20 protein-coding genes and 1 tRNA gene are annotated in these 22,229 nt (G+C 44.4%); 13 read left to right on the top strand and 8 right to left on the bottom strand.

All coding sequences use genetic code 11. From position 1 onward, the window contains the following. Positions 1-465: 465 nt before the first annotated feature. The 5 genes from CLV98_RS00510 to CLV98_RS00485 all read left to right on the top strand — a co-directional run bounded on the left by CLV98_RS00510 (position 466) and on the right by CLV98_RS00485 (position 4,301). Complete coding sequence (locus tag CLV98_RS00510; protein ID WP_109671900.1) at positions 466-678, top strand: helix-turn-helix domain-containing protein; 213 nt, start codon at positions 466-468, stop codon at positions 676-678. Then, positions 675-992, top strand: coding sequence for a HipA N-terminal domain-containing protein (locus CLV98_RS00505; protein WP_109671898.1), 318 nt, complete (start codon positions 675-677; stop codon positions 990-992). The genes CLV98_RS00510 and CLV98_RS00505 overlap by 4 nt, the downstream gene beginning before the upstream one ends. 2 nt (positions 993-994) lie before the next feature. Next, the gene (locus tag CLV98_RS00500; protein WP_109671896.1) at positions 995-1,972 is read left to right on the top strand and encodes a HipA domain-containing protein; all 978 of its coding nucleotides are present in this window, start codon (positions 995-997) and stop codon (positions 1,970-1,972) included. Positions 1,973-2,385: 413 nt separating this feature from the next. Next, positions 2,386-3,345 (top strand): hypothetical protein, encoded by a 960-nt coding sequence (locus CLV98_RS00490; RefSeq protein WP_170120655.1) that lies wholly within the window; start codon positions 2,386-2,388, stop codon positions 3,343-3,345. A gap of 113 nt (positions 3,346-3,458) precedes the next feature. Further along, positions 3,459-4,301, top strand: a complete 843-nt coding sequence (locus CLV98_RS00485; protein WP_109671895.1) for a universal stress protein — start codon at positions 3,459-3,461, stop codon at positions 4,299-4,301. A gap of 150 nt (positions 4,302-4,451) precedes the next feature. Here CLV98_RS00485 and CLV98_RS00480 read toward each other — a convergent pair whose 3' ends face one another. Both CLV98_RS00480 and hpt read right to left on the bottom strand, forming a co-directional pair. After that, positions 4,452-5,852 carry an MBL fold metallo-hydrolase RNA specificity domain-containing protein gene (locus CLV98_RS00480; RefSeq protein ID WP_109671893.1) on the bottom strand — a complete coding sequence of 467 codons (1,401 nt, stop codon included), beginning with the start codon at positions 5,850-5,852 and terminating at the stop codon, positions 4,452-4,454. 161 nt (positions 5,853-6,013) lie between these two features. Then, complete coding sequence (gene hpt / locus CLV98_RS00475) at positions 6,014-6,550, bottom strand: hypoxanthine phosphoribosyltransferase (RefSeq protein ID WP_109671891.1); 537 nt, start codon at positions 6,548-6,550, stop codon at positions 6,014-6,016. Between the two features lie 115 nt (positions 6,551-6,665). On the opposite strand from hpt, the gene CLV98_RS00470 reads away from it, so the two are divergent. Beyond that, positions 6,666-7,898 carry a tetratricopeptide repeat protein gene (locus CLV98_RS00470; protein WP_170120661.1) on the top strand — a complete coding sequence of 411 codons (1,233 nt, stop codon included), beginning with the start codon at positions 6,666-6,668 and terminating at the stop codon, positions 7,896-7,898. A gap of 160 nt (positions 7,899-8,058) precedes the next feature. Here the strand turns inward: CLV98_RS00470 and CLV98_RS00465 are convergent, their stop codons facing one another. Then, positions 8,059-9,420 (bottom strand): dipeptidase, encoded by a 1,362-nt coding sequence (locus CLV98_RS00465; protein WP_109671889.1) that lies wholly within the window; start codon positions 9,418-9,420, stop codon positions 8,059-8,061. A 96-nt stretch (positions 9,421-9,516) separates the two neighbouring features. After that, positions 9,517-10,164, bottom strand: coding sequence for a glycerol-3-phosphate 1-O-acyltransferase PlsY (gene plsY / locus CLV98_RS00460; RefSeq protein WP_109671887.1), 648 nt, complete (start codon positions 10,162-10,164; stop codon positions 9,517-9,519). A 419-nt stretch (positions 10,165-10,583) separates the two neighbouring features. Here plsY and CLV98_RS00455 point away from each other — a divergent pair, with 419 nt between their 5' ends. Continuing rightward, positions 10,584-11,564 carry a glycosyltransferase family 9 protein gene (locus CLV98_RS00455; RefSeq protein WP_109671885.1) on the top strand — a complete coding sequence of 327 codons (981 nt, stop codon included), beginning with the start codon at positions 10,584-10,586 and terminating at the stop codon, positions 11,562-11,564. A 496-nt stretch (positions 11,565-12,060) separates the two neighbouring features. Here CLV98_RS00455 and CLV98_RS00450 read toward each other — a convergent pair. The 3 genes from CLV98_RS00450 to CLV98_RS00440 all read right to left on the bottom strand — a co-directional run bounded on the left by CLV98_RS00450 (position 12,061) and on the right by CLV98_RS00440 (position 16,078). Continuing rightward, a tRNA-Gln gene (locus tag CLV98_RS00450) sits at positions 12,061-12,131 on the bottom strand. Positions 12,132-12,196: 65 nt separating this feature from the next. Next, positions 12,197-13,075: an ACP S-malonyltransferase gene (gene fabD, locus CLV98_RS00445; RefSeq protein ID WP_109671884.1), complete on the bottom strand. Its 879-nt coding sequence runs from the start codon at positions 13,073-13,075 to the stop codon at positions 12,197-12,199. A 111-nt stretch (positions 13,076-13,186) separates the two neighbouring features. Then, complete coding sequence (locus tag CLV98_RS00440; protein WP_109671882.1) at positions 13,187-16,078, bottom strand: T9SS type B sorting domain-containing protein; 2,892 nt, start codon at positions 16,076-16,078, stop codon at positions 13,187-13,189. Positions 16,079-16,720: 642 nt separating this feature from the next. Here CLV98_RS00440 and CLV98_RS00435 point away from each other — a divergent pair. Together CLV98_RS00435 and CLV98_RS00430 are read left to right on the top strand one after the other, a co-directional pair. Further along, entirely contained in the window at positions 16,721-18,106 is a 1,386-nt protein-coding gene (locus CLV98_RS00435; RefSeq protein ID WP_109671880.1) for a hypothetical protein, read from the top strand. Further along, positions 18,066-19,469, top strand: coding sequence for an RHS repeat domain-containing protein (locus tag CLV98_RS00430; RefSeq protein WP_109671878.1), 1,404 nt, complete (start codon positions 18,066-18,068; stop codon positions 19,467-19,469). The genes CLV98_RS00435 and CLV98_RS00430 overlap by 41 nt, the downstream gene beginning before the upstream one ends. Before the next feature lie 42 nt (positions 19,470-19,511). Here CLV98_RS00430 and CLV98_RS00425 read toward each other — a convergent pair whose 3' ends face one another. After that, complete coding sequence (locus CLV98_RS00425) at positions 19,512-19,718, bottom strand: hypothetical protein (RefSeq protein ID WP_109671876.1); 207 nt, start codon at positions 19,716-19,718, stop codon at positions 19,512-19,514. Positions 19,719-19,901: 183 nt separating this feature from the next. Between CLV98_RS00425 and CLV98_RS00420 the strand changes: the two genes are divergently transcribed. The 4 genes from CLV98_RS00420 to CLV98_RS00405 all read left to right on the top strand — a co-directional run bounded on the left by CLV98_RS00420 (position 19,902) and on the right by CLV98_RS00405 (position 22,107). After that, positions 19,902-20,144 (top strand): hypothetical protein, encoded by a 243-nt coding sequence (locus CLV98_RS00420; RefSeq protein WP_109671874.1) that lies wholly within the window; start codon positions 19,902-19,904, stop codon positions 20,142-20,144. A gap of 10 nt (positions 20,145-20,154) precedes the next feature. Next, positions 20,155-20,343, top strand: coding sequence for a hypothetical protein (locus tag CLV98_RS00415; RefSeq protein WP_109671872.1), 189 nt, complete (start codon positions 20,155-20,157; stop codon positions 20,341-20,343). Between the two features lie 160 nt (positions 20,344-20,503). Further along, on the top strand, positions 20,504-21,514 hold the full coding sequence (locus tag CLV98_RS00410; protein ID WP_158281180.1) for an RHS repeat-associated core domain-containing protein: 1,011 nt from the start codon (positions 20,504-20,506) through the stop codon (positions 21,512-21,514). Beyond that, a complete protein-coding gene (locus CLV98_RS00405; protein ID WP_109671868.1) occupies positions 21,514-22,107 on the top strand; it encodes a hypothetical protein in 594 nt (197 codons plus the stop codon). Before CLV98_RS00410 ends, CLV98_RS00405 begins: the two co-directional genes overlap by 1 nt. Positions 22,108-22,229: the final 122 nt, after the last annotated feature.

Raw genomic sequence — 22,229 nt, 5'->3', positions numbered from 1 at the left:
AATAAATGAACTAAAGAAGCACCTCCTCCATTCCTAAAATTCCCCTTGGGTGGGTTACCCAGGTAGCAGCGTCATGGGTTGGCGGATTTTTAGAGCGTTAGGAAAAGCAATGTTTTATTGCGCCAGAAATATACGGTTACGTCCGATTCAAGCGGCTGGAATGGTATTTTGGCGGGTCGTGGGCTGAAAAGAATAAACTATTGCTGTGTGCATGGAAATAAAATCCGCTCTCGTGGTCCTGCAGTGCGGCTGGGGGTGGGTTAATAGGGTATTCTAATTGCAAATATACCTTAAAGAACCAAAAACATCAGACCTGATCAGTATTATAATTCCGAAATCCGTTTCAATTACTTAAAGAAGGAGTAAAATCTATGGAAACAAGGGCAATCAGTATTATAATACGGATTACCCTCGATTTTATACCTCAATTTGGTATATTTGGACATAATCAGTATTATATATCCGATGAATAAGGAGGAAATTGCCCATTATATCACTACCCGCAGACAGCTTTTGGCCTTAAACCAAGAGGATGTTGCGGCTATGGCCGGCATCACTGCCAAGACGATTTATATGATTGAAAGTGGAAAAGGGAATCCGTCCTTGGAAACGCTACAAAAATTATTGACCGTACTTGGCCTTACCATTCAGCTAAAAATTAAATCCATCCCTGAATGAGAGGTCTCGTATACAATAACAAAGAATTAGCTGGATACCTCACAAGGACCGATAGCGGGAAATATATTTTCGAATATGAATCCAGCTATTTCGAAGATAAATCCAAGCCGTCAATCAGCTTGTCGTTACCAAAAAAACAGCAGATTCACCATTCTCCTACCTTATTTGCATTTTTCTTTGGTTTACTTTCAGAAGGTGTAAATAAAGATATTCAATGTAGCCTGCTGCGAATAGATGAAAAAGATCATTTCAAAAGGTTGTTATTAACTGCCGGACTCGATACCATAGGCGCCATCACCGTTAAACCAGAATAATCATGCTATGTTCAAGTTGTTACTCTGAAACCAAGGAACATTTTTGTCGTAAATGCCGGATAAAACTATTTGACGGAGCAAAAGTCTCCTCAATACTCCGTTTCAAAGCGCCCAAAGAAGACAATTTTGAGACATACCAGCAACATACCAAACGGCTTTCCATTTCAGGTGTCCAATTAAAATACTCACTTCGATTAGAGACAAATAACTTGGTGCTCAGTCAAAAAAATGGACAATACATACTAAAACCGATACCACCTGCCCGACAAATACAAGCCATAGACGACGCTCCAGAAAATGAGCATTTGACCATGCAAATTGCCGAGCAAATTTTCAAAATACGTACTGCCCCAAACGCCCTGTTGTATTTTGAGGATGGGCAACCTGCCTATATCACTCGAAGGTTTGATTTAAAAACCAATGAAACCAAATACTTGCAAGAAGATTTCGCGCAGCTCTTATCCCGAAGTAGTGACTCTCATGGACAAAATTATAAATACGATGGGACTTACGAGGCAATAGGCACTTTGATAAAAAAATATGTAGCCGCCGCTCCCCCTGCATTAGAAGAACTTTTTAAGCAAATCACATTCAACTATATTATCTCAAATGGAGATGCCCACTTAAAGAACTTTTCATTAATGTTGCTGGAAACAGGCGAATACTGCCTTACACCCGCCTATGATCTGATGTGTACCAAACTTCACACGCCATATGAGTCCGATACCGCATTGGAATTATTCGAAGACTGCATGAATTCCGATTTTTACAGCATATATGGTTACCATGGTCGCAGCGATTTCATGGCATTCGCAAAGAAACTCCAGCTTGTTGAAAAAAGGGCAACTGACATGCTCAAAAAGTTTATGGCCAGTGAAAATCAGATCATATCCATGGTAGAAAAATCTGCGTTATCAGACAGTAGCAAGAATTTATATCTGAAAAACCTACGAGATCAGATTTTTAGGATGGGGTATTGAGACAATACTCATACACGGTAATTTTTCAAAACTAACCGTTAATATCTTACATAAAGCCATCAGGAAATGAGAAATCAGTTTTACTCGGGCTAAATTTACTTTTCCTTTAAAATGGATATTTAGGATTGAACTTAATTCTGATTTTTATCCAAAACATTGCTTTTCGTATGTACAAAAATGAGTGAGATTATTCTTCTATACCTACTGATCATCAATGTTTTAGCCTAATTATTTATCATGCAATTTGCTGATTATTAAGCGGTTGGTTTTGTCATGTACTAAAGAACATTATTCTCCCCTCTCCCCACTTTTCAGAAACGGCGCTACCCATTCCTTAACAATTCCTTAACATACCAATAAAAATTAATAGGGCTCAAAAGCTTTCCTTTGTGCGATTATTACTAAAACATAAAATGGATATTTCAACCGTATTTATGTATTTGGGTTTCACCTTATCGGCATATTCGGTAGTAGGAAACGACACAATACAGACCCTGGGTACCTTTCTAAGTAGTAATGAAAGAAAAAAATGGTGGGTACTATGGCTTTTCGCTGCGAGTATTCTGACGGTCACCCTGCTTTACGGATATTGCACCAGTGCAGGTGACGTCTCTTATGGCCGCCTTGAGAAATATAAACTCCCCGATCCCTTCGACTGGTACTACATACTGCCTCCGCTGATCCTAATGGTCCTCACCCGCACAGGGATACCAGTGAGTACCTCTTTTATGATTCTTACTTTTTTCAATAATAAGAATCTGACCGATATGGTCGTCAAATCGGTAATGGGCTATGCGGTAGCGTTTGGAGCGGCTATTGCCCTATATTTTGCCATATCTAAGTCGCTGGAAAAGAAATTCATAGAAAACCCGATTACCGAAAGGGAGTCTCAAATTTGGAATACCCTTCAATGGTGCTCAACAGGGTTTTTATGGTCTCAATGGTTGATTCAGGATTTTGCTAATATTTATGTATACTTACCGCGTAGCCTAGGGCCTTGGGAGTTATTTGCTTCCCTAACGGTAATCTTAATCATGCTCGCCTTTATTATTGCCTCCAAAGGAGGAGCCATACAGAGTATCGTTCGTACCAAAACGAATACGGTAGACATTCGTGCCGCTACGCTCATCGATTTCTCTTATGGAATTATTCTATTTATTTTTAAGGAAATGAATAATGTCCCTATGAGTACTACCTGGGTTTTCATTGGGATATTAGCCGGCAGAGAAATTGCACTTAACTTTGTACTGAGGAGAAACTCGGCTCGCAAGGCCATGTTTATCGGGCTTGGCAAGGATCTTATCAAAGTGCTTATAGGGCTAGTGGTGAGTATTGCCCTTGTGTTTTTGGTAAAGTATGTGGCGACCATGTAACATTACCTTTGGCAAGCTTTTTATGTCAAGTAATTTGAGTATATTAAGATGGCGCTCATTCAGGTAGAAATGGGCAGTATGACACACACCGAACATTATTAAAACATTCCCCTATGCAAAGCATCCTATTCCCTACTGATTTTACAGAACTGTCTCTTAATGCATTTACCTATGCCATGGAATATGCGCAGAAGTCCAATGCCAAGCTGATCGTATACCACTGCTACGAGCCCAGTTCGCCCTTAGACGAAAACACGAAGGCTGTTTATGACCAGGTAGACATTCAGAATTTCAGGAAGAAAAAGGATAAATTCCCTATTTTCGAAAAACTCATCGCCGAAAGTTCCGTGGGAGAGCTTAAGGTAAAATATGTAGTCAAAGAAGGTAAGTTCGTCGATACCCTTAAGGCCTATGTGGCCAAAAAGGAAGAGAAAATAGACTTGGTGATCATGGGGACCCATGGCAATAAGAGTAGTCTATTCAATATTTTTATGGAAACACATACCATCAAAATATTAGAAGAAATCAACAAGCCCCTATTCGCCATTCCTGAACGGGCCTCCTTCGATGGTACGCTCGACAATTTCGCCTTTATAGTAGACTATAACGAAAACGAAATTCAACCCTTACAAGAGGTTATCGCCAAAACTCAAGAGTTTGGCTCCCGACTTCATGTGATACATTTCGACGTGGCCCATAGTGAATCCATTGTGCCGCATATGGAAACTTTTAAGAGTTCGCTACACACGGCACATCTGGACAACGTGGTGTTCTCGAGCATCGACACCATCGATATCAAAAAATCGCTTAGCAGCTACTGCAAAGAGAACAAGATCGACATCGTGTGCCTGGTTAACCACAAGCGCAATTATTATCAGCGCTTGTTCTCCTATAGCTTGTCGGAAGAGCTCCTTTACTTCCTCGATATCCCCGTTATGGCTATTTATGTGGATTAATTAGCGACCACCCACCCATGTCTGGCCGTTCTTTCCACTTATAAACAGTACGGAAATACTTACCAACAAATAGGCATGGCGAGAACGAAGCCTCGCCATAAAACTCAAGAACGAGGTATTTTGGCCCGCCCTTACCTGGACGGGCTTTCTTTAACAGTCAATACTTTGGCCAGGAAATGGAATTTCTACCTCATGAAATCCTTCTTTCTGCAAGCGATATTTGAAGGCGATCTGGGTTTCATAATCCCCGTGCACCAAAAAGACCTTCTTGACCCGCGCCGGATCCTGGCAAGCCAGGAACTGTATCATCTCCTGATAGTCGCCATGGGCCGAAAAGGAATCCATAACGGCTATCTGGCACTGTACCTGGTAAGTCTCGCCAAAAATATTTACCTCCGTATCTCCTCGTTTTAGCGCCCCGGCCAGGGTATTACTCCCTGCATAGCCCACCAGCAAGATGGTACAGTTGGGGTGCCCAATATTATTGCGGATATGGTGCTTAATACGCCCGGCCTCTGCCATGCCCGAAGCCGATATGATGATAGACGGCTCCATAGAATCGTTTATGGCGATACTGTCCTTTACATCCGATACATAGTGCAGATTGGGGAAGCCAAAGGCATCACCATCTTTCTCTATATAGGCCAGTATTTCCGGGTTAAAACATTGGCTGTTGTCCTTCATAACCCTGGTGGCTCGTATCGCCAAGGGGCTGTCTATATATACGGGTATCCGGGGCAAGAGTCCCTCACTCGACAGCTGGTCCAAGGCGTAGATCAACTCTTGGGTCCTATCGACGGCAAAGGCGGGTATGATGAGCTTCCCTTTGCGTTTCACGCAGGTTTCTTGGACAATCTGGAGTAAATGTGCGCGCATATCCTTTTCCTTTTCGTGCAGGCGGTCGCCGTAGGTCGACTCACAGATGATATAATCGGCCTGTGGGAAGGAGTCGGGCTTCCGGAGGATGCGGTCGTCGGGGCGGCCTATGTCGCCGGTAAAAGTCAGTTTCTTAAAAGTGCCATCGTCGGGGATACTCAGGTGTACTGCAGCACTCCCCAGCAGATGGGCGGCATCGGTAAGCTTGGCCGACACTTCCTGGTTTTCGCCCATAAAGAAGGTCTGCCCATAGGCGACGGTCTGGAACAAGGACAAGGCCTTTTCGGCATCCTCTGTGTTATATAGCTCCTCGAGTAAGGGGCGGCCCTGTCGCTTCCTTCGCCTATTGATACGAGCAAGGTCTTCTTCCTGAATATGGGCACTGTCGAGCAGCATAATTTTACAAAGGTCGGCGGTGGCTGCCGTACAAAATATGGGCCCTTCGAAACCCTTGCGTACCAGCCGGGGTAAGAGACCCGAATGGTCGATATGGGCATGGGAAAGCACCACATAGTCGACGGTGCTGGGCTTAAAGCCAAACTCTTGGTTTAGGTCGCCTGTCTGTATTCCCTGAAATAAACCACAGTCGAGCAGGATTTTCGTACCCTTTTCAGTGGTTATCAAGTGTTTGCTTCCTGTCACCGTTCTGGCGGCCCCAAAAAATTGTATGCGCATAGTTATTTTGGTCTATCGAGTTGCTGAAATATTTCAATCTACCAATTAAAACCTAAATTGCAAAATCGGAATAGGCTATTTTAATCTAGCTAAAATACCACAGACTTTCACAGTGTATGTACCAGGAGCACCAAAAGACCCATGCAGGGTTGATAGGTTTATCAGGAGGGTTGCTGGAGCACGTAAATGGCATTCAGGTTACGCCCCAGTCCATCATAATCGAGTCCATAGCCTACCACAAATTTATTCTCTATCTCAAAGCCGGCATACTGAAGCGTTACCGGGGCTACCAAGGCTTCGGGCTTATGGAGCAGGGTAGCGACCACGAGAGAGGACGGCTGCTTGCTTTGCAGTTGCTGCAGTAATTGATGCATGGTAAGCCCCGTGTCCACAATATCTTCAATGACTACCACATCCCTATCTTTAATGTCTTCCTGCAGCCCCATGATTTCGCGCACCGTTCCCGTAGACGCTAAGTGCTCATAAGACGCCAACCGCACAAAGCTTACTTCACAGGATAAGTCAAGCCGTTTCAGCAATTCGGAGGCAAACAAAAAGGCCCCGTTCAATACCACAATAAAAATTGGTGTTTTACCGTGGTAATCTTCGTTAATTTGTGCCGCCATTTCTCCGATGCGCCTCTCTATATCGTCTTGGGATAGGAAAGGTCCAAAGGTTTTATCCAATATTGTAACCATATTATATTTTTGTGAAGTTTCAATATTAACGCTTTTTTAGAAAACCTCATCGGTGAACAAACCTAAAACGGGGAAAGATCGTTATTATTTACAGATTTCGATGAACATCATGCCTATGCGCTTTAACATTTTGTTGGCCCTACTACCTTGGTTGCTAGCCCATGGGGCACCAGTACGGGCTCAGTTGTACTCTTCGGCAGAGCTGGATAAAAAGTACGACATGGTACTAAACAACCCCGGCGTACAGATTGAATCTACAGAGGCTATCAACCTGATGTACAACTATCAGTTCGACCAGGCCGACGTAGAGTTTCGCTGGCTACGTTACCGCTACCCCGATCACCCCATGCCCCATTTCTTGATGGGCCTAGCGGCCTGGTGGAAGATCGTCCCCAACACCGACATCGAAATATACGACGACCAATTTCTAGCGCATATGGACTCTACCATCTTCTTGGCAGAAAAGCTGTATGATGCCGGTAAGTTCAAAGTAGAGCCAGCCTTTTTCCTTTCAGCAGCCTATGCCTTCAAGGGTCGGCTTTATTCGGAACGTAAGAAATGGACCAAAGCGGCCTTTGCAGGGAAAAAGGCCTTAAAATATTTTGAGGAATGCAAGGGAAATGGCGACTTGTCGCCGGAGCTGCTCTTTGGAGACGGACTCTACAATTACTATTCCGAATGGATCCCCAAGGAATACCCTATCCTAAAGCCCATCCTAGCCTTGTTCCCTAAGGGCAATAAAAAGCTTGGTGTGCAACAACTTCAAAAAGTCGCCAATAATGCCTTTTACACCCGGGTGGAAGCCCGGTATTTCCTCCTGCAAATATATAGTATGGAAAATGAGTACCCCAAAGCCTATGAACTGGCCAGGTATATGTGGGAATCTTATCCCAACAACCCCTATTTTGAAAGGTACTTTTGCCGTACGGCCTTTGTAACTGGGAGAGTGAAGGAGGCTACCCAAGCGGCCGAAAACATACTCCGTAAAATTGAAGAAGGACTCCCCGGCTATGAGGGAGTGAGTGGCAGGAACGCCGCCTACGTACTCGCATACTACAATATGGGATACCATAAAAACTATACCCTAGCAAGCCAGTACTACCAGCAGGCCATCGATTTCTCCCTGAAGACCCACTCCACCAATGCAGGGTATTATTTGTCTTCCCTCATAGGAATGGGTAAGCTCGCCGAAATGAGAAAGGACTATGATGAGGCATTGCGCTACTATAACCTGGCCGACGACCGAGCGGACAAGAAGTCGGGGCAAGACAAGGAGGCTAAAAAAGCCATAGAGCGGCTAAAACAGATTAAAAGAGAACAACGCCGAGCCGCACGTCGTAAGAGGTAAGAGGTAAGCGGTAAGCTATAGGCCGTAGGCGGTAAGCCGTAAGCCGTAAGCCGTAAGCCGTAAGCCGTAGGCCGTAAGCCGTAAGCCGTAGGCCATAAGCCGTAGGCCGTAAGCCGTAAGCCGTAGGCCGCCCTGCTCGAAAGGCAGGACGGCTTATCGATTATTTTTTTAATTGGGCATAATGCTTGAAGAATAAAGGGATGGTTTCGATCCCCTTATAATAATTAAACAAGCCATAGCTCTCATTGGGCGAGTGTAAAGCATCGATATCGAGGCCAAAACCCATTAGGATACTCTTTCTACCCAAAACTTGCTCAAAGAGGGCTACAATAGGAATACTCCCTCCTCCACGAGCTGGGATAGGTTTTTTGCCAAACGACTCTTCCATAGCCATTTCCGCTGCCCGATACTCTACCGAATCGGTGGGCGTAACATAGGGCAACCCTCCATGATGAGGCTTTACCGACACCCTCACTGAGGCCGGAGCTATAGCTTCGAAATGCTTCGTAAACAAGGCACATATTTCCTCGTCGGTTTGGTTGGGCACCAAGCGCATCGATATTTTGGCATTGGCTTTCGAGGGCAAGACGGTCTTGGCGCCTTCACCGGTATATCCTCCCCAGATTCCGTTGACATCGAGGGTAGGCCTTACAGAGGTACGCTCGATAGTGGTATACCCCTTTTCACCGGCCACATCGCCAATTTGTAGGTCTTCCTTATACGCTTCCAAATCGAAAGGCGCCGCATTGAGCGCCGCACGCTCCTCTGCCGATAGCTCAACCACCTGGTCATAAAAACCGGGAATGGTAATGCGTCCGTCGGCATCGGTAAGTGAGGCGATCATCTCACAAAGCACATTAATAGGGTTGGCCACTCCACCTCCATATACCCCTGAGTGCAGGTCTCTGTTGGCACCCACCACCTCTACTTCCATATAGGTAAGGCCTCGTAAGCCTGTTTCAATAGAGGGCACGTCATTGGCGATGATGCTGGTATCGGATATCAGAATAGTATCACATTCCAATAACTCCTTATGGCTGTTCACAAAGGTCTCCAGGTGAGAGGAACCAACCTCTTCTTCGCCCTCTATCATCATTTTGATGTTACAGGCTAGCGTATTCGTAGCCACCATCATTTCCAAAGCCTTGATATGCATATAGAACTGTCCCTTGTCGTCACAGGCTCCCCGCGCATAGATCCGGTCGTTCTTAATAACCGGTTCGAATGGTGGTGAATCCCATAACTCGTAGGGATCGGCAGGCTGAACGTCATAATGCCCATAGACTAGCACCGTGGGAAGTGAGGGATCTATAATTTTCTCGCCATAGACGATCGGATGGCCAGGGGTTTCATATATTTCGGCCGTATCGGCCCCAGCCGCCAGCATACTCTTTTGTACGAAGGCCGCCGCCGATCGCATATCCCCTTTAAACTTAGAATCGGCACTGACCGACGGAATACGCAAGAGATCGAGCAGCTCATTTAAAAAGCGGTCTTTATGCGTTTCTATATATTGTTTCATGATGATGGTATTAGAATTTGACAAAAGCGAAGTTATAAAAATAAACCCCTCCAGCGTAACTAGAGGGGTAAGAAATTATCTCATTCGTGCCTTCTACTAGGCTCGATTCGTTTTAGGGAATATATTGACCCTATTCTCGTTTCCACGAAGCAGCCTGACAATATTTTTTTGGTGGGTAAGTACCACCAAAACGAACATAATAAAGCCAAAAACGACTAGCAACGGCTCTGGATGCCCGAACATCCCCACCCACGAAAGCACCGGAAAGGCTAAGGTGGAAAGAATAGAGCTCAACGATACGTAATGAGAGGCCAATAAAGTCAGAATAAAAATGGTGATGCATACGGCTGCTAACTCTGGGTGAATCGCCAGAACCATGCCCAAAAGGGTGGCGATACCTTTCCCTCCCTTAAAGCCTACAAAAACGGGGAAAATATGTCCAAATATAGCAATCACTCCAAATAGGATTTTGAAGAGTAGCAATTCTGTCTCCCCGATTACACTCATATAAAAAAGTAGAGAGGCCAAGCAAGTGGCGGTCCATCCCTTCAATACATCGATCAACATCACGATGGTCCCCGCTCTTTTTCCTAACACCCTAAAAGTATTAGTCGCCCCTGCGTTCCCGCTGCCGTGTTTTCGGACATCAATACCAAAATAGCCTATACCATACCAAACCGAACTTGGGATGGACCCTAGTAAATAAGCAGCAATAATTGTGATAATGAATAAGGCAACACTCATACGTAGAATTAATAGTATTTTGTTAGGTCGAAAATAGTACTTTACTTTGAAATATTTGAACTCGAACGAGCAGTTACCAAATATACAGGAAGATATTCAATTTTTCAAATTCATGAGAAAGAACATGAAGCAATAAAAATATCGAAAAAATACATTAGTACCATGTCTATCAAGCACTTACCATATTGACAAAGTCTGGCTGTATCCCTTCAAAACTTTTCTACACGATTTATCCTACAGGTTGTACGCTGCGGAAAGTCGGTTGATGAGAAATATGTTAAGCCCAAGGCGGACACGGTCATAGAGCTTACGGATAGAAGCGTGGAATATATAGACATTTAAAATAACTTCCTTAATTTGCCATGGAATCAGTAAAAACCGGCACACAAAAGCATTCCAGCATAGCCTAAACTTGTATCATGCGTATTTTAGTAACCCGTACCGACGCCATAGGAGACGTCGTCTTAACGCTCCCGTTATGTGGCTTTCTTAAACGGCAAATTCCCGGAACAACCATTTGTATTTTAGCCCGCACTTATACCAAAGCCGTAGTTGACGTTAGTGATTCTATAGATGAGTTTTTAGATTATGAACGGCTTATGGCCCTTCCTGCAGACCAACAGGTTCAGACGCTCAAAAGCCATCAGTTCGACGCCATTATCCATTTGGTTACCCTTAAACACATGACCGAAATGGCCTACAAGGCGGGGATTGGCATTCGCATTGGTACCTGGAGTAGGCCCTACCACTGGCTCCAGTGCAACAGACTGGTATGGCTCCGCCGCCGGCAGTCCGACCTCCATGAGGCCACCTTGCATTTTAAGCTAATGAAACCCCTCGTACGCGAGCCTATCCCAAAAAACCTATGGGAGTATTATAATTTAACCAATTTCGCTCCGCTGCCCGATCACTATCTACAATTACAAAATACCGACAAGTTTACGATCATCTTACATCCTCTTTCCAATAAAAACGCTTTGGAATGGTCTCTGGAAAGTTTCTCAGAATTGATAGGCCTACTAGACCCCGAGCGATACCGCATCTTTATTACCGGTTCCGAAAAAGAACAAATAGAGCTAGAGCCATGGGTTAAGAGCCTTCCTTCGCATGTAATTGACCTTACAGGACAGCTCCCACTCCCGCTCCTGATCACCTTTATCAATGGAGTCGACGGATTGCTGGCCGGCAGCACCGGACCCATGCACCTCGCCGCCGCCTGCGGCATCAATACCCTTGGATTATTCCCTAATTATAAACCCAAAAATGCTGGCCGATGGGGACCACTCGGCCCTCGTACCGATTTTATTGAAACCCAAACCGACACCCTAGACAGTGTGAGCCCCGAGGCCGTTTTCACAAGGATACAGCGCTGGAAGAAAATGGAAAGAAATAATGGCTAGCAGATACGTTTTAGTGAATTGGCTTGTTTAAACTTTTCTTGATTTGGTTGTTTTCCTTATTGAAAGCCCTAAGAATGCCATTTGATGCAAAGTTTTTTCAAAGTGAATTCCTAACACTCCTTACTGCTTAAGGATCAAAACCACATGTTGTGGAGTGTTTCTATAAACATTTTGTCACGCTGGGATAATGTGGTAATGAATTTTAATTCAAATTGAATATTTTGAAAATATTGCCGAAAAGATGCCATCGGCCAAAAAGGGTCAAAGATGTTTCTTTTTTTCTATTCAGACTCTCCAGACTGTTTGCCTAATTTTATCAGATGCCCCCCCAAGAAATGGGATTGATCCTTGAACACCTATAGCATACGGCCTAAAGCTTATAGCTAAAAGAAAATCCCCTTCACAGGTTTTGACTTGATCCTCCTCTACTCCGCCATTTTGGTCCGTGAGGGACCAAAAAAAAGAGCTCACTTTCGTGAGCTCTTAGTAACTATCGTTGGCCGACAAGGACTCGAACCCTGAATGAGACAACCAAAATGTCCTGTGTTACCATTACACCATCGGCCAAAACCGTAATAGTGGTGCAAAAGTAATGGGTAGATTCGAATATGTCAAGCGTTTTTAAAAAAAAATTAAATACTTTTCAATTCTACTCCAGAAGCTATCTTTTTAACGAGTCCCTGAAGCACCTTTCCTGGGCCACATTCTACGAACATCTCGGCGCCGTCGGCTACCATATGCTGTACCGACTGCGTCCAACGAACGGGGGCGGTAAGTTGGGCGATCAGATTTTCCCGAATCGCGGCCACATCCGTCGACGGCAGGGCATTGACATTCTGGTATACCGGACAACGGGGAGGCTGAATACTGGCGGCATGAATGGCCGCGGCGAGTTTTTCCCGCGCTGGCTCCATCAAGGGGGAGTGAAAGGCCCCACCTACCGGCAACACCAAAGCCCGCTTAGCGCCGGCAGCCTTCAGTAATTCACAGGCCTTTTCAACACCGGCAATAGATCCCGATATAACCACCTGTCCAGGGCAATTATAGTTGGCCGCCACGACGATCTCATCCGTTATCCCAGCACATATCTCTTCGATCACCGAGTCGGCAAGCCCTAGGATGGCCGCCATCGTAGAGGGTTGCAACTGGCAAGCCTCCTGCATGGCATCGGCACGTTGGGCTACCAAGCGCAGACCATCTTCGAAAGAAAGGGCTCCTGCCGACACCAACGCCGAAAATTCGCCCAAGGAATGCCCTGCTACCATGTCCGGATCAAATGAGTCGCTGGTAAGGGCTAATATCACCGAGTGGATAAATATGGCGGGCTGGGTAACGTTGGTTTGTTTGAGGGCCTCATCGGTACCTTCAAACATAATGTCGGTAATGCGAAAACCCAATATTTCGTTAGCCTGTTCAAATAGTGCCTTAGCGGCCTCGGACGACTGGTAAAGCTCCTGCCCCATACCTTTGAACTGAGAACCCTGTCCTGGGAATACGTATGCCTGTTTCATTTAAAATATACTGTTTATGATGTTTCGTATAAAAAAAGCCAGGCTATGCTCGATAACCTGGCTGCAAAGTAAGTATATGCTACTGAAAGATAAAAGGGCCGCCCTGTAGCATCAGCGGAGCAACTGAACCCAACCTTTGATCGTCGTGGCTGTACCTCCTACCTTCGAGGATTCAAAAAACACTTTCGCTTCATAGTAATATTGACCCGCCGACAGCTCTTTGCCTGCATTGGTAGTTCCATTCCAGTTTACATTTACATCTTTGGTATCGAATACCTGAGCCCCCCAGCGGTTAAACACCCTAAATTCTAAGGACTGTACGAAGGCTGGACATTCCATAGGCTGAAAGACGTCGTTTTTACCGTCGCCATTTGGAGTAAACACATTGGGTAGCACAAAAGCCGGGCAATTGTCCTTGCATACAATATTACTTGGAGCACTTTCCGTTCCAAAACCATTGAGGGCCGTCACATAATAGCAACCCGCATACGATTTTAACCCGTTATGGGTATAAGTAGTCGCCAAAGGTGCAGGAGGCGTGGTGACGGTTGTCAATAGGCTAGGACTATCCGTTTCGTAGCGGGCATAATAGATTTTATAGGCAGCAATATTCTGATCACAGTCTTTCCCATCTACTTGTTGAGGATACTCCCAGCTGAGGTTATTGGCAAATGAAGTGGTATTGCAATAGGTATCTGGACTGAGATTCGAACAATCGAGCAGGTCTATGGACAGTACGGGGGCACAAGGCTTGGTAGTATCGGAAGCCGTTACGCATATAATCTGCGAAAAGTTATAGAGCTTATCGGGCTTGATCTGGCTGTTATTATAAGACCCTACCGTCTCTACCTTATAGCAATATTGGTCATTGGTGCTTATGGCAACGTCCACACTTCCATCGGCAGTATATCGATCGGTACCGTCGTCAATATAGGTAAAACTCTGAGCGCCCGTCACCGACACCTCGGCAATGCGGTTAAAAGTTCCAGGATTGGCCTTATCCTCCCGATAGACCCGATGCACCTGGTTGTTATTACTCCAAGGTACAATGGCCGACCAGTTGAGGCGTATATTAGTAGGAATAGCCGAACCTTGCTGCAGCCAAACGCTACTGGCGGCCTCGCTAGCATCGAGTTTGGTAAGTAGGCCATTCTCTGTAAAATAGTAGTCTAATCGGTACCTATAGGCATTATCCGTGGTATTAAGACCCTTATCTACGAAAAGCGTATCCAGAGCACCGGCTTCCAAGTTGGTATTAATGGTGGCGATAAGAGAGTAATTGGTCCCATTTTGGCCTTCGGCTCTGTACAATTGATACTGAGCAGGCAGCCCCGAACTAGCAGTAGGGCGGGTCCAGCGTACGGTAATTTCTCCTGCAGCTTTGTCGGTAACATCCACGGTTACGTTTGTAATAACAGGCATTACCATTGGCAAATTCAAGCAAAACTCATCGGAAGCGATACTCTCGCCCCCGCCAATCAGGCTCCCGGGCTCGCTCGGATTGGCCCCCGGACGAGGGAAAACGGCCACCAGGCGGTAGCTATAGGACACCCCTGTCCGTAGGCCTGCTCCATTATTATTGTCTAAGAAAGTCGTTTGGCCTATGCCTACCCTTCCTATTTCGGTGTAGCCATATCCCGCCGGGATTCCCGATACACATACATCTTCGGGCAATGTGGTACAGCCTTCTTTCCGGTATATGACGATTTTGGCCCCCACGGTCTGGCACTGGTAGGCATCCCAGGTCAGCTGGTAAGCCAGGCCAGCAGGGTCGGCTAGATCGACGCCCGTCAGGTTCTTAGGCTTGGGGCCATATACCTGTATATTCAAACTTTTGTAATCGGTAAGGCGTCGAAACAATGCGGGGTTAGGAGCGCCAGCAGCCGGGCCATCTTCCACCTTAAAAAGAACATCATAAGGCTCCTGCCGAATATGGGCACAACTGGTCTGCCATACAAAGTTCCCTGAAATAGTCCCCTGCGTACCCTGATTAGGCACCAAAAAACTAGCCAATTCAGGACTAACCAGGCTGGCGTCGTAGACTCCACCAGAAGAAGAAAGCGTCAATCGATCGCCATTCTTGTCGGTGGCCGATATCAATTGATTGATCCTCGTACCCGCTTCCACGCATATGGGTGCTAGTGGGTCCAGGGCGGGTCGATCGTTATTGGCGTCCTCCACGATAATCTGCATATCTCGGACGATCTGTCCGATCAGCACCCCGTCGCGCCATTCTTCTACAATAAAGGCTACGTTATAATATCCTTCGACCATCGGTGCATCCCATACCATATCGCCCGTAATGGGGTCCATGCTAAAGGTAGCGGGGCTAGCGCCGGTTTCGGTGAACGATGGAGAGCCAGCAGGGACTACCACCATATTAGGGTCCTCATATTGTAGATTAATGCCTCCCCCATTGGAGGTACCCCGTTGCGGAACGAACAAACGATAGGCCAGGCTATCGCCGTCGGCATCGAAGGCCCCAGGATTATGGATATAACGCTGCCCAACTGCCGCCAAGTCGATGGGGGCGTTGAGCATCACCGGGGTTTGATTCATCCCAAAATTGGCATTGATCTCCAAGGTGGTGCTTACATAAAAATTTAGGTTTTGGGTGGGAGGAGGACCTATATTCAATACATTATTATTACGATTATCCTCTTCGAAGGAGATTCGAAATTTCCCGGCAGCCGGAAACGTATGGTTGATGATATAGGTATTCTGGGTGGTATTATTGCCAATATTGACAATATTAACCCTCGGGGCTATGATGGGTCCTTCGGAGCCTATATAGAACTGTACGGTATTCTGCGCATTCGCCGCTCCTTCTCCATTCTGCATGTCAAAGTAGGCCGTAAGCCTAATTTCGTAGGTAAGGGAAGTCGCTGAAATACGCCGCGCCGTAATCTCCCCGGCCCGAATATGGGTGGCTTGAGCCTGTTGGCTTATCGTGGCTAACAGAACTACTAAAATAATATAAAGATACTTGGAAAAAGACCGCATATATATTGAAATGCTATATGGACAATGGATAGGAAACCTATATGATTAACGGATGTTATGACTCGAATTGTTCGAAAAATAAGGAATAATCTATCATGTTACTCTTATTTTTTCAATTAGTATGTTAAAAACGGAAAAAGGGCCTACGTATTATCCATTTTCTCTGACCAATATTAAGGATTACAGTCGAGATAGTACCTTTCGACCAGCCTACCTGACAGGGCCAACAGCTTCGTTTTTTTTAAAACCCCAAACTTTTAAACCATTCATTTGAAATCACGGCCACTCGAAAGTCTCTATAAACTTATGGTTAATAGGACAATTTTAAGGCTAAATAGTTGGGGCCTGCTGCGAGAAATGATCTGGGGCAAATATCCCCTAGCACCGAAGCAGCTACCGGATCCTTATACACTTCGCAACTTTTTGAATGCATCCGTTTTTTGGCCAAAAAAACCAGGGCATTCCTATCCATTTATTTGTATAGACTTTGGGTCAGTAGAGAAAATGTGTGGGTTGGTGAGCCAGAGGGAAATAACGCCGGATACGCTTACTTACCTAGATCACCCCGTACGATAAATGGCACTGTAATGGTTCAGCATTGCCACGTCGAATAGCTATGCTTCAAACAGCAGTGGCGATGCTGTGTTAAACTACAATTTTTCAACGGGAGGCTCTACTCCTTTTGGAGATAATCTTCTGAACAAAACCACGACTACCGATGGGAATGGCAACAAGTCTATCACATTTACAGACAAAAAAGGGAGGATGCTGTTGAGCCGAAAGGCCAATAGCGGTGAAAGTAGTAAGGCTGACACGTACTATGTGTATGACGATAAGGACAGGCTGGTACGGGTGATTCCACCTGGCGCAAGCTGGAACGACAGCGAGCTGGTATTTACCTACCAATACACCAACAACGACCTCGTAAGCCAGAAAAAGGTACCGGGCAAGGCTTATGAAGCCTTTGAGTACAATAATCGCGATTTGCCTGTTAAATACCAAGATCCGATCCTACGGGCTAATTCCAATCGCTGGATGGGCAGTAAGTATGACGACTATGGACGGCTCACCCAGAAGGGCGTATATGCCAGTGGCAGCGGTGACGGCATGACCCTGTCCAATACCATTATTGAAAACATGTATAGCACGGCCACCTCGGGCATCGAGATCGACAAGCTAAAAACCAGCAAAGTACAGGTGTTCACCGCAGCCGACCCAGTGGTGACCCCTTGGGCAGCAAACGGAGTAATACAAACTACTTTTAATTATGATGCTTACGGACGGGTCAGCTCCATGACCGGAAACAACCATACCAATCTGGGTAATGCCTCCGCCGAAAGCATCAACTATGGCTACGATCATGGGGATAATATATTAACAGAAACACGCAGCAGTGCACACAGTGCGGGGACAACGGGTTATGTAAACACGCGTCAGTTTGACGACTGGGGACGGCTTGCCCAGACCAGACAAAATCTGAATAGCGGTGGCGACAAAATCATCAGTGAACTATCCTACACCGATAAAGATCAGTTGGCGTGGAAAAAAATTGGAAACGGTTTGCAGCAGATTGACTATTCCTATCTGCAAAACGGAATACTTTCCAGCATCAACGGAGCTTCGGCATTAAGCGGAAGTACCTTCCCGGTTAGTAACATGCTTACCGGTTTTAGTACGCCGACTTTCCCGGCAACGACCGATGATCTTTTCCGGCAGGTACTCGAATATAATTCACTTACCGGCGGGCTAAGTGGCACCAGCCAAAACAGCGGCAATATCGGTCAGATGATCTGGCAGGTAAAGGGCAGGGCTGCCCAAGCATACGGATTTACCTATGATTACTTGGACCGGCTCACAACTTCAAGATATACCAATTATACCGCAGCGGGGGGGATTGATCCTGTGGATTACTATGGAGAGTCTATGAATTTCGAGTCGTGCGCGACCCCGGGCGTGGGGAAATATCACCTCCATCACCCGCAAAGGCATGGTAAAGGGTGCCTCCAACTATACAAACACCACCATTGACAATCAGACACTAACCATTCCAGCCGGTGGAAACCTGACCACCCAAAGCGACGGGACCAGCAGCATCCCCCAGAGTCATATCAACCTGGAGGCCCCGCATAACCATCTAAACCTGCCCACCAAGTTTGACTTTGGAACCGGCAATACCATTGAACTTCTTTATGACGGCCTGGGCAATAAATTAAGAAAAACGGTTAAAACTTCGGGAATCGTAACCCTAACCCATGACTATCTGAATGGCATTGAGCTAAAAAACAATACGGTTGAAGCGGTATATAACGAGGAAGGCCGGGCTTTAAATGATGGCGGAACATTTCGGTATGAATATGTGCTTCGGGATCACTTAGGCAACACCAGACTGGTTTTTACCGATAAAAACGGAAGTGGCAGTATTGATCATACTGAAATACTAAGCAAAACACATTATTATCCTTTTGGTAAAAGTTTTGACGGAGCCTGGTATAGTGATGCTACGGCTGGTAAGTATCGTTATCTTTATAATGGTAAGGAGCTCAGTGAAGAATTTGATCTGAATTTCTATGATTATGGGGCTAGGTGGCTGGATCCAGGGTTAGGGAGCTGGTGGGAGGTGGATCCGTTGGCTCAAGAATACCCAAGTGTATCACCTTATGCTTATGTTCTGAATAATCCAATAAACGCAATAGATCCAGATGGCAGAAGAGTATATTTCATCGGTGGGGCTAATAATGACAGAGATGGTTGGAACTATATAAATAGATGGAGAAGTTCATTTGCAAATGCGGGCATAATTGATTTTGTTAGAGTAAACGCCAGTCACGGTAAAGCAGGAGATGTAATGTTTACAAATTTTTATCGTAATTCAGGAACAGAGTATGAATATAGAATGCGTAAAGAGCTTGGCGAGGCGATGTTTCGAGAATATACAGGGCGAGAGTTACCAGTAAACAATTCAATGATTAACAGTGTTGTTAAGCAATACAAACAACAATTGGCAAATAACCCATTTAAAGAAGGGGAACAATTTAATCTAGCAGGTTATTCATATGGTAGTATTTTACAAGCACAAGCAGCATTAAAACTTGCAAATGATGGGGTAGTAGTTGACAATCTAGTTTTAATAGGAAGCCCTATTTCTGATGACTCAAAGCTTTACCAACAATTAAGTGGAAGCAAAAACATAAAGAATATTATCCGAATAGACATTCCAAATGATGGATTAAGTAACCCCAATTCAGAAGGAAGTTTTAATTGGGGTGGGCTTAAAGCTATATGGAATGGTGATAATGCAGCACACTTTGATTTGGCTAGACCTGGAGTCGAAGCAGACAAGAAAATACAGCAAGCAGTAGATCAAATCAAAAAAGGAGGAGTAAAAAATTAAATACATGAAAAGCTTTTTAAACATAGTATTAGGAGTTGTTATTTATGTAGTACTCAGCATAATTGCTTCACCTTTTTTAAGTTTTAATTTTGGAGCAAAACCAAATAGGTTTGAAGAAGTAATAGGTTTTTTCATTAAACACCCTTTTGGATTTTTTTTTATTAATATGTCTTCAATAATCGGGATGATACTAATGTTATTATCGAATGGTATTTTTTGGAGTACTCTTGTTGTAAAAGGCATTCCCATAATCAAAAAGTTAATACAGAAATGAAACAACAAGCTTTCAGAAATGTAGGGCCTTATTAATTTCTACCCTCCCCGTTTTGAAGAAATATTCAAACTTTTTTGGTAAGCGTTTTATCCACGAATTTCAAGAGTGCCTGCATTTCCTGGCTTTACAATTTCTAAAACAGCGGCAATATCGGTCAGATGATCTGGCAGGTAAAGGGCAGGGCTGCCCAAGCATACGGCTTCACCTATGATTACTTGGACCGGCTTACCACTTCAAGATATACCAATTATACCGCAGCAGGCGGTATCGATCCGGTGGATTATTACGGAGAATCTCTGAATTTTGAGTCGTGCGCGACCCCGGGCGTGGGGAAACGTTACTTCGATCACTCGCAATGGTATGGTGAAAGGCTCCAGCAGATACACGAATTCCACCATTGACAACCAGGCATTGACCATACCAGCCGGTGGAAACCTGACCACCCAAAGCGACCGGACCAGCAGCATCCCCCAGAGTCATATCAACCTGGAGGCCCCGCATAACCACCTAAACCTGCCCACCAAGTTTGACTTTGGAACCGGCAATACCATTGAATTTCTTTATGACGGCTTGGGCAATAAATTAAGAAAAAAGGGTTAAAACTTCGGGAATCGTAACCCTAACCCAAGACTATCTCAATGGCATTGAGCTAAAAAACAATACGGTTGAAGCGGTATATAACGAGGAAGGCCGGGCTTCTAATAATGGCGGAACATTTCGGTATCAATATGTTTTAAGAGATCACTTAGGTAGTGCGCGTTTGGTATTTACGGATAAAAACGGAAGTGGCAGTATTGATAATACTGAGATTTTGGGTGAAACGCATTATTATCCTTTTGGAAAGGCCTTTGATGGTGCGTGGTATAATGATGCAACGGCTGGTAAGTATCGTTATCTTTATAATGGTAAGGAGCTCAGTGAAGAATTTGATCTGAATTTCTATGATTACGGAGCGAGGTGGTTGGACCCGGGGATGGGGAGCTGGTGGGAGGTGGATCCGGCTAGTGAAAAATATTTTGGAGATTCACCTTACAATTATGTCCATAACAATCCTGTAAATGCAAAGGATCCAGATGGAAGGTTAGTTGTATTTGTTAATGGACAAAAAAACACAGCGCAAGCGCTTAGGGATTATTGGGAAGGGTTCGATTCCGCTGTTATGAAACGGTTGAATGATAACAATGCACAATATTATGATGGCTCATTAGGAGGATGGGCAAATACTGTTGGAGGTAGCATATTTACTGGAATGGGCAATAACTTATCTGCCTCAAACAGATATAAGGCTGGTAACGAAAAAGGATTTGGCGATGCTGCTGGACTGATAGCAGGCCTGGCACGTGATAAGAATGGAAACATTACTGAAACAATTAAAATTATCACTCACAGCATGGGGGGAGTATATGGAAGCGGGTTTCTGGCAGGCTTGAAAAAATACCTGAAAAATAATCCTGAATTGGAAAAGCAGGTCAAAATCAGTTTAGTTGCCCACTTTGATCCTTTTCAGGGAAGCGATATTACTACCGATCCTAATGTATTTACTATGCAGTTTATGCATCAATTTGGCCTTACAGCTGATGGTGGGAAAAGAAATGAAAGCGATAGCTTTTGGTGGCTGGCTAATGAAAAGGTCAATGGGACAGATTACTTTGAACAAAGTAGCACAGAAATGGGGCACGGTATTGGATCATTTTTTGAAAATATTGGCACACTTCAAGAGGGAAGTTATATTTGGAATAGCGCTGCTTGGGAATGTCAAAACTGTAAATAATGATTGCTATGAAAAATTTCTTAATTATGATTGTTTATTTGTTTAACACAAGTTGTTCTGACTCGCAGCAAAATCATGTATATACGCCAGATGAATATAAAAATAATGTTCATTTACCAAAGGATAAATATTATAAGGATAGCTTGTCAATTATTAATGATTTGACAACAAGGCTTAAAAAGCAAGATGAAATTTTTTACGCCTATAAAGCACCAGTTGTAGATACTACTAAATCACAAATCTTAATAGACACAATATTATTTGATAGTACGGCAAATAAAGCAATAATATTAACAGTAGTAAATTTTTTGGATTTGAATTATTACAGAAAAGAAATAAATGGGAAACAAGGAATAGCAAATCCTAGAATTCTATTTGATGGCCATGCCTTTTTTGCTCAAAGAAGGAAGAATAAATGGGAGTATAAAATATATTATATTCATGTAGGTAAGTATGAAAAAAAAGCAGAATGTCTGCAAAGACTCAGGGAGATTTACTTTCATGAATTAAAATCATTACAAGAAGCAGATTACAATAGGTACAATATTGATGATAAACGAATATGGCAAGAGCCCATTTGGAATCAATTTTAATCCATCGTTTACGTCTTTATAAAAGATCAAAACTCTGTAATAGTAACTTGGTATATAGAAAGTGCTAATTAGAAGATATCATTAAGTCTAACATCTTATGACAAAAAGATACATAATAAAAC

It is taken from the genome of Dyadobacter jejuensis, assembly GCF_003149085.1.
GTDB lineage: Bacteria > Bacteroidota > Bacteroidia > Cytophagales > Spirosomataceae > Dyadobacter > Dyadobacter jejuensis.
The sequence above is the reverse complement of the archived record's forward strand: the minus strand, read 5'-3'. Positions and strand labels throughout refer to the sequence as shown.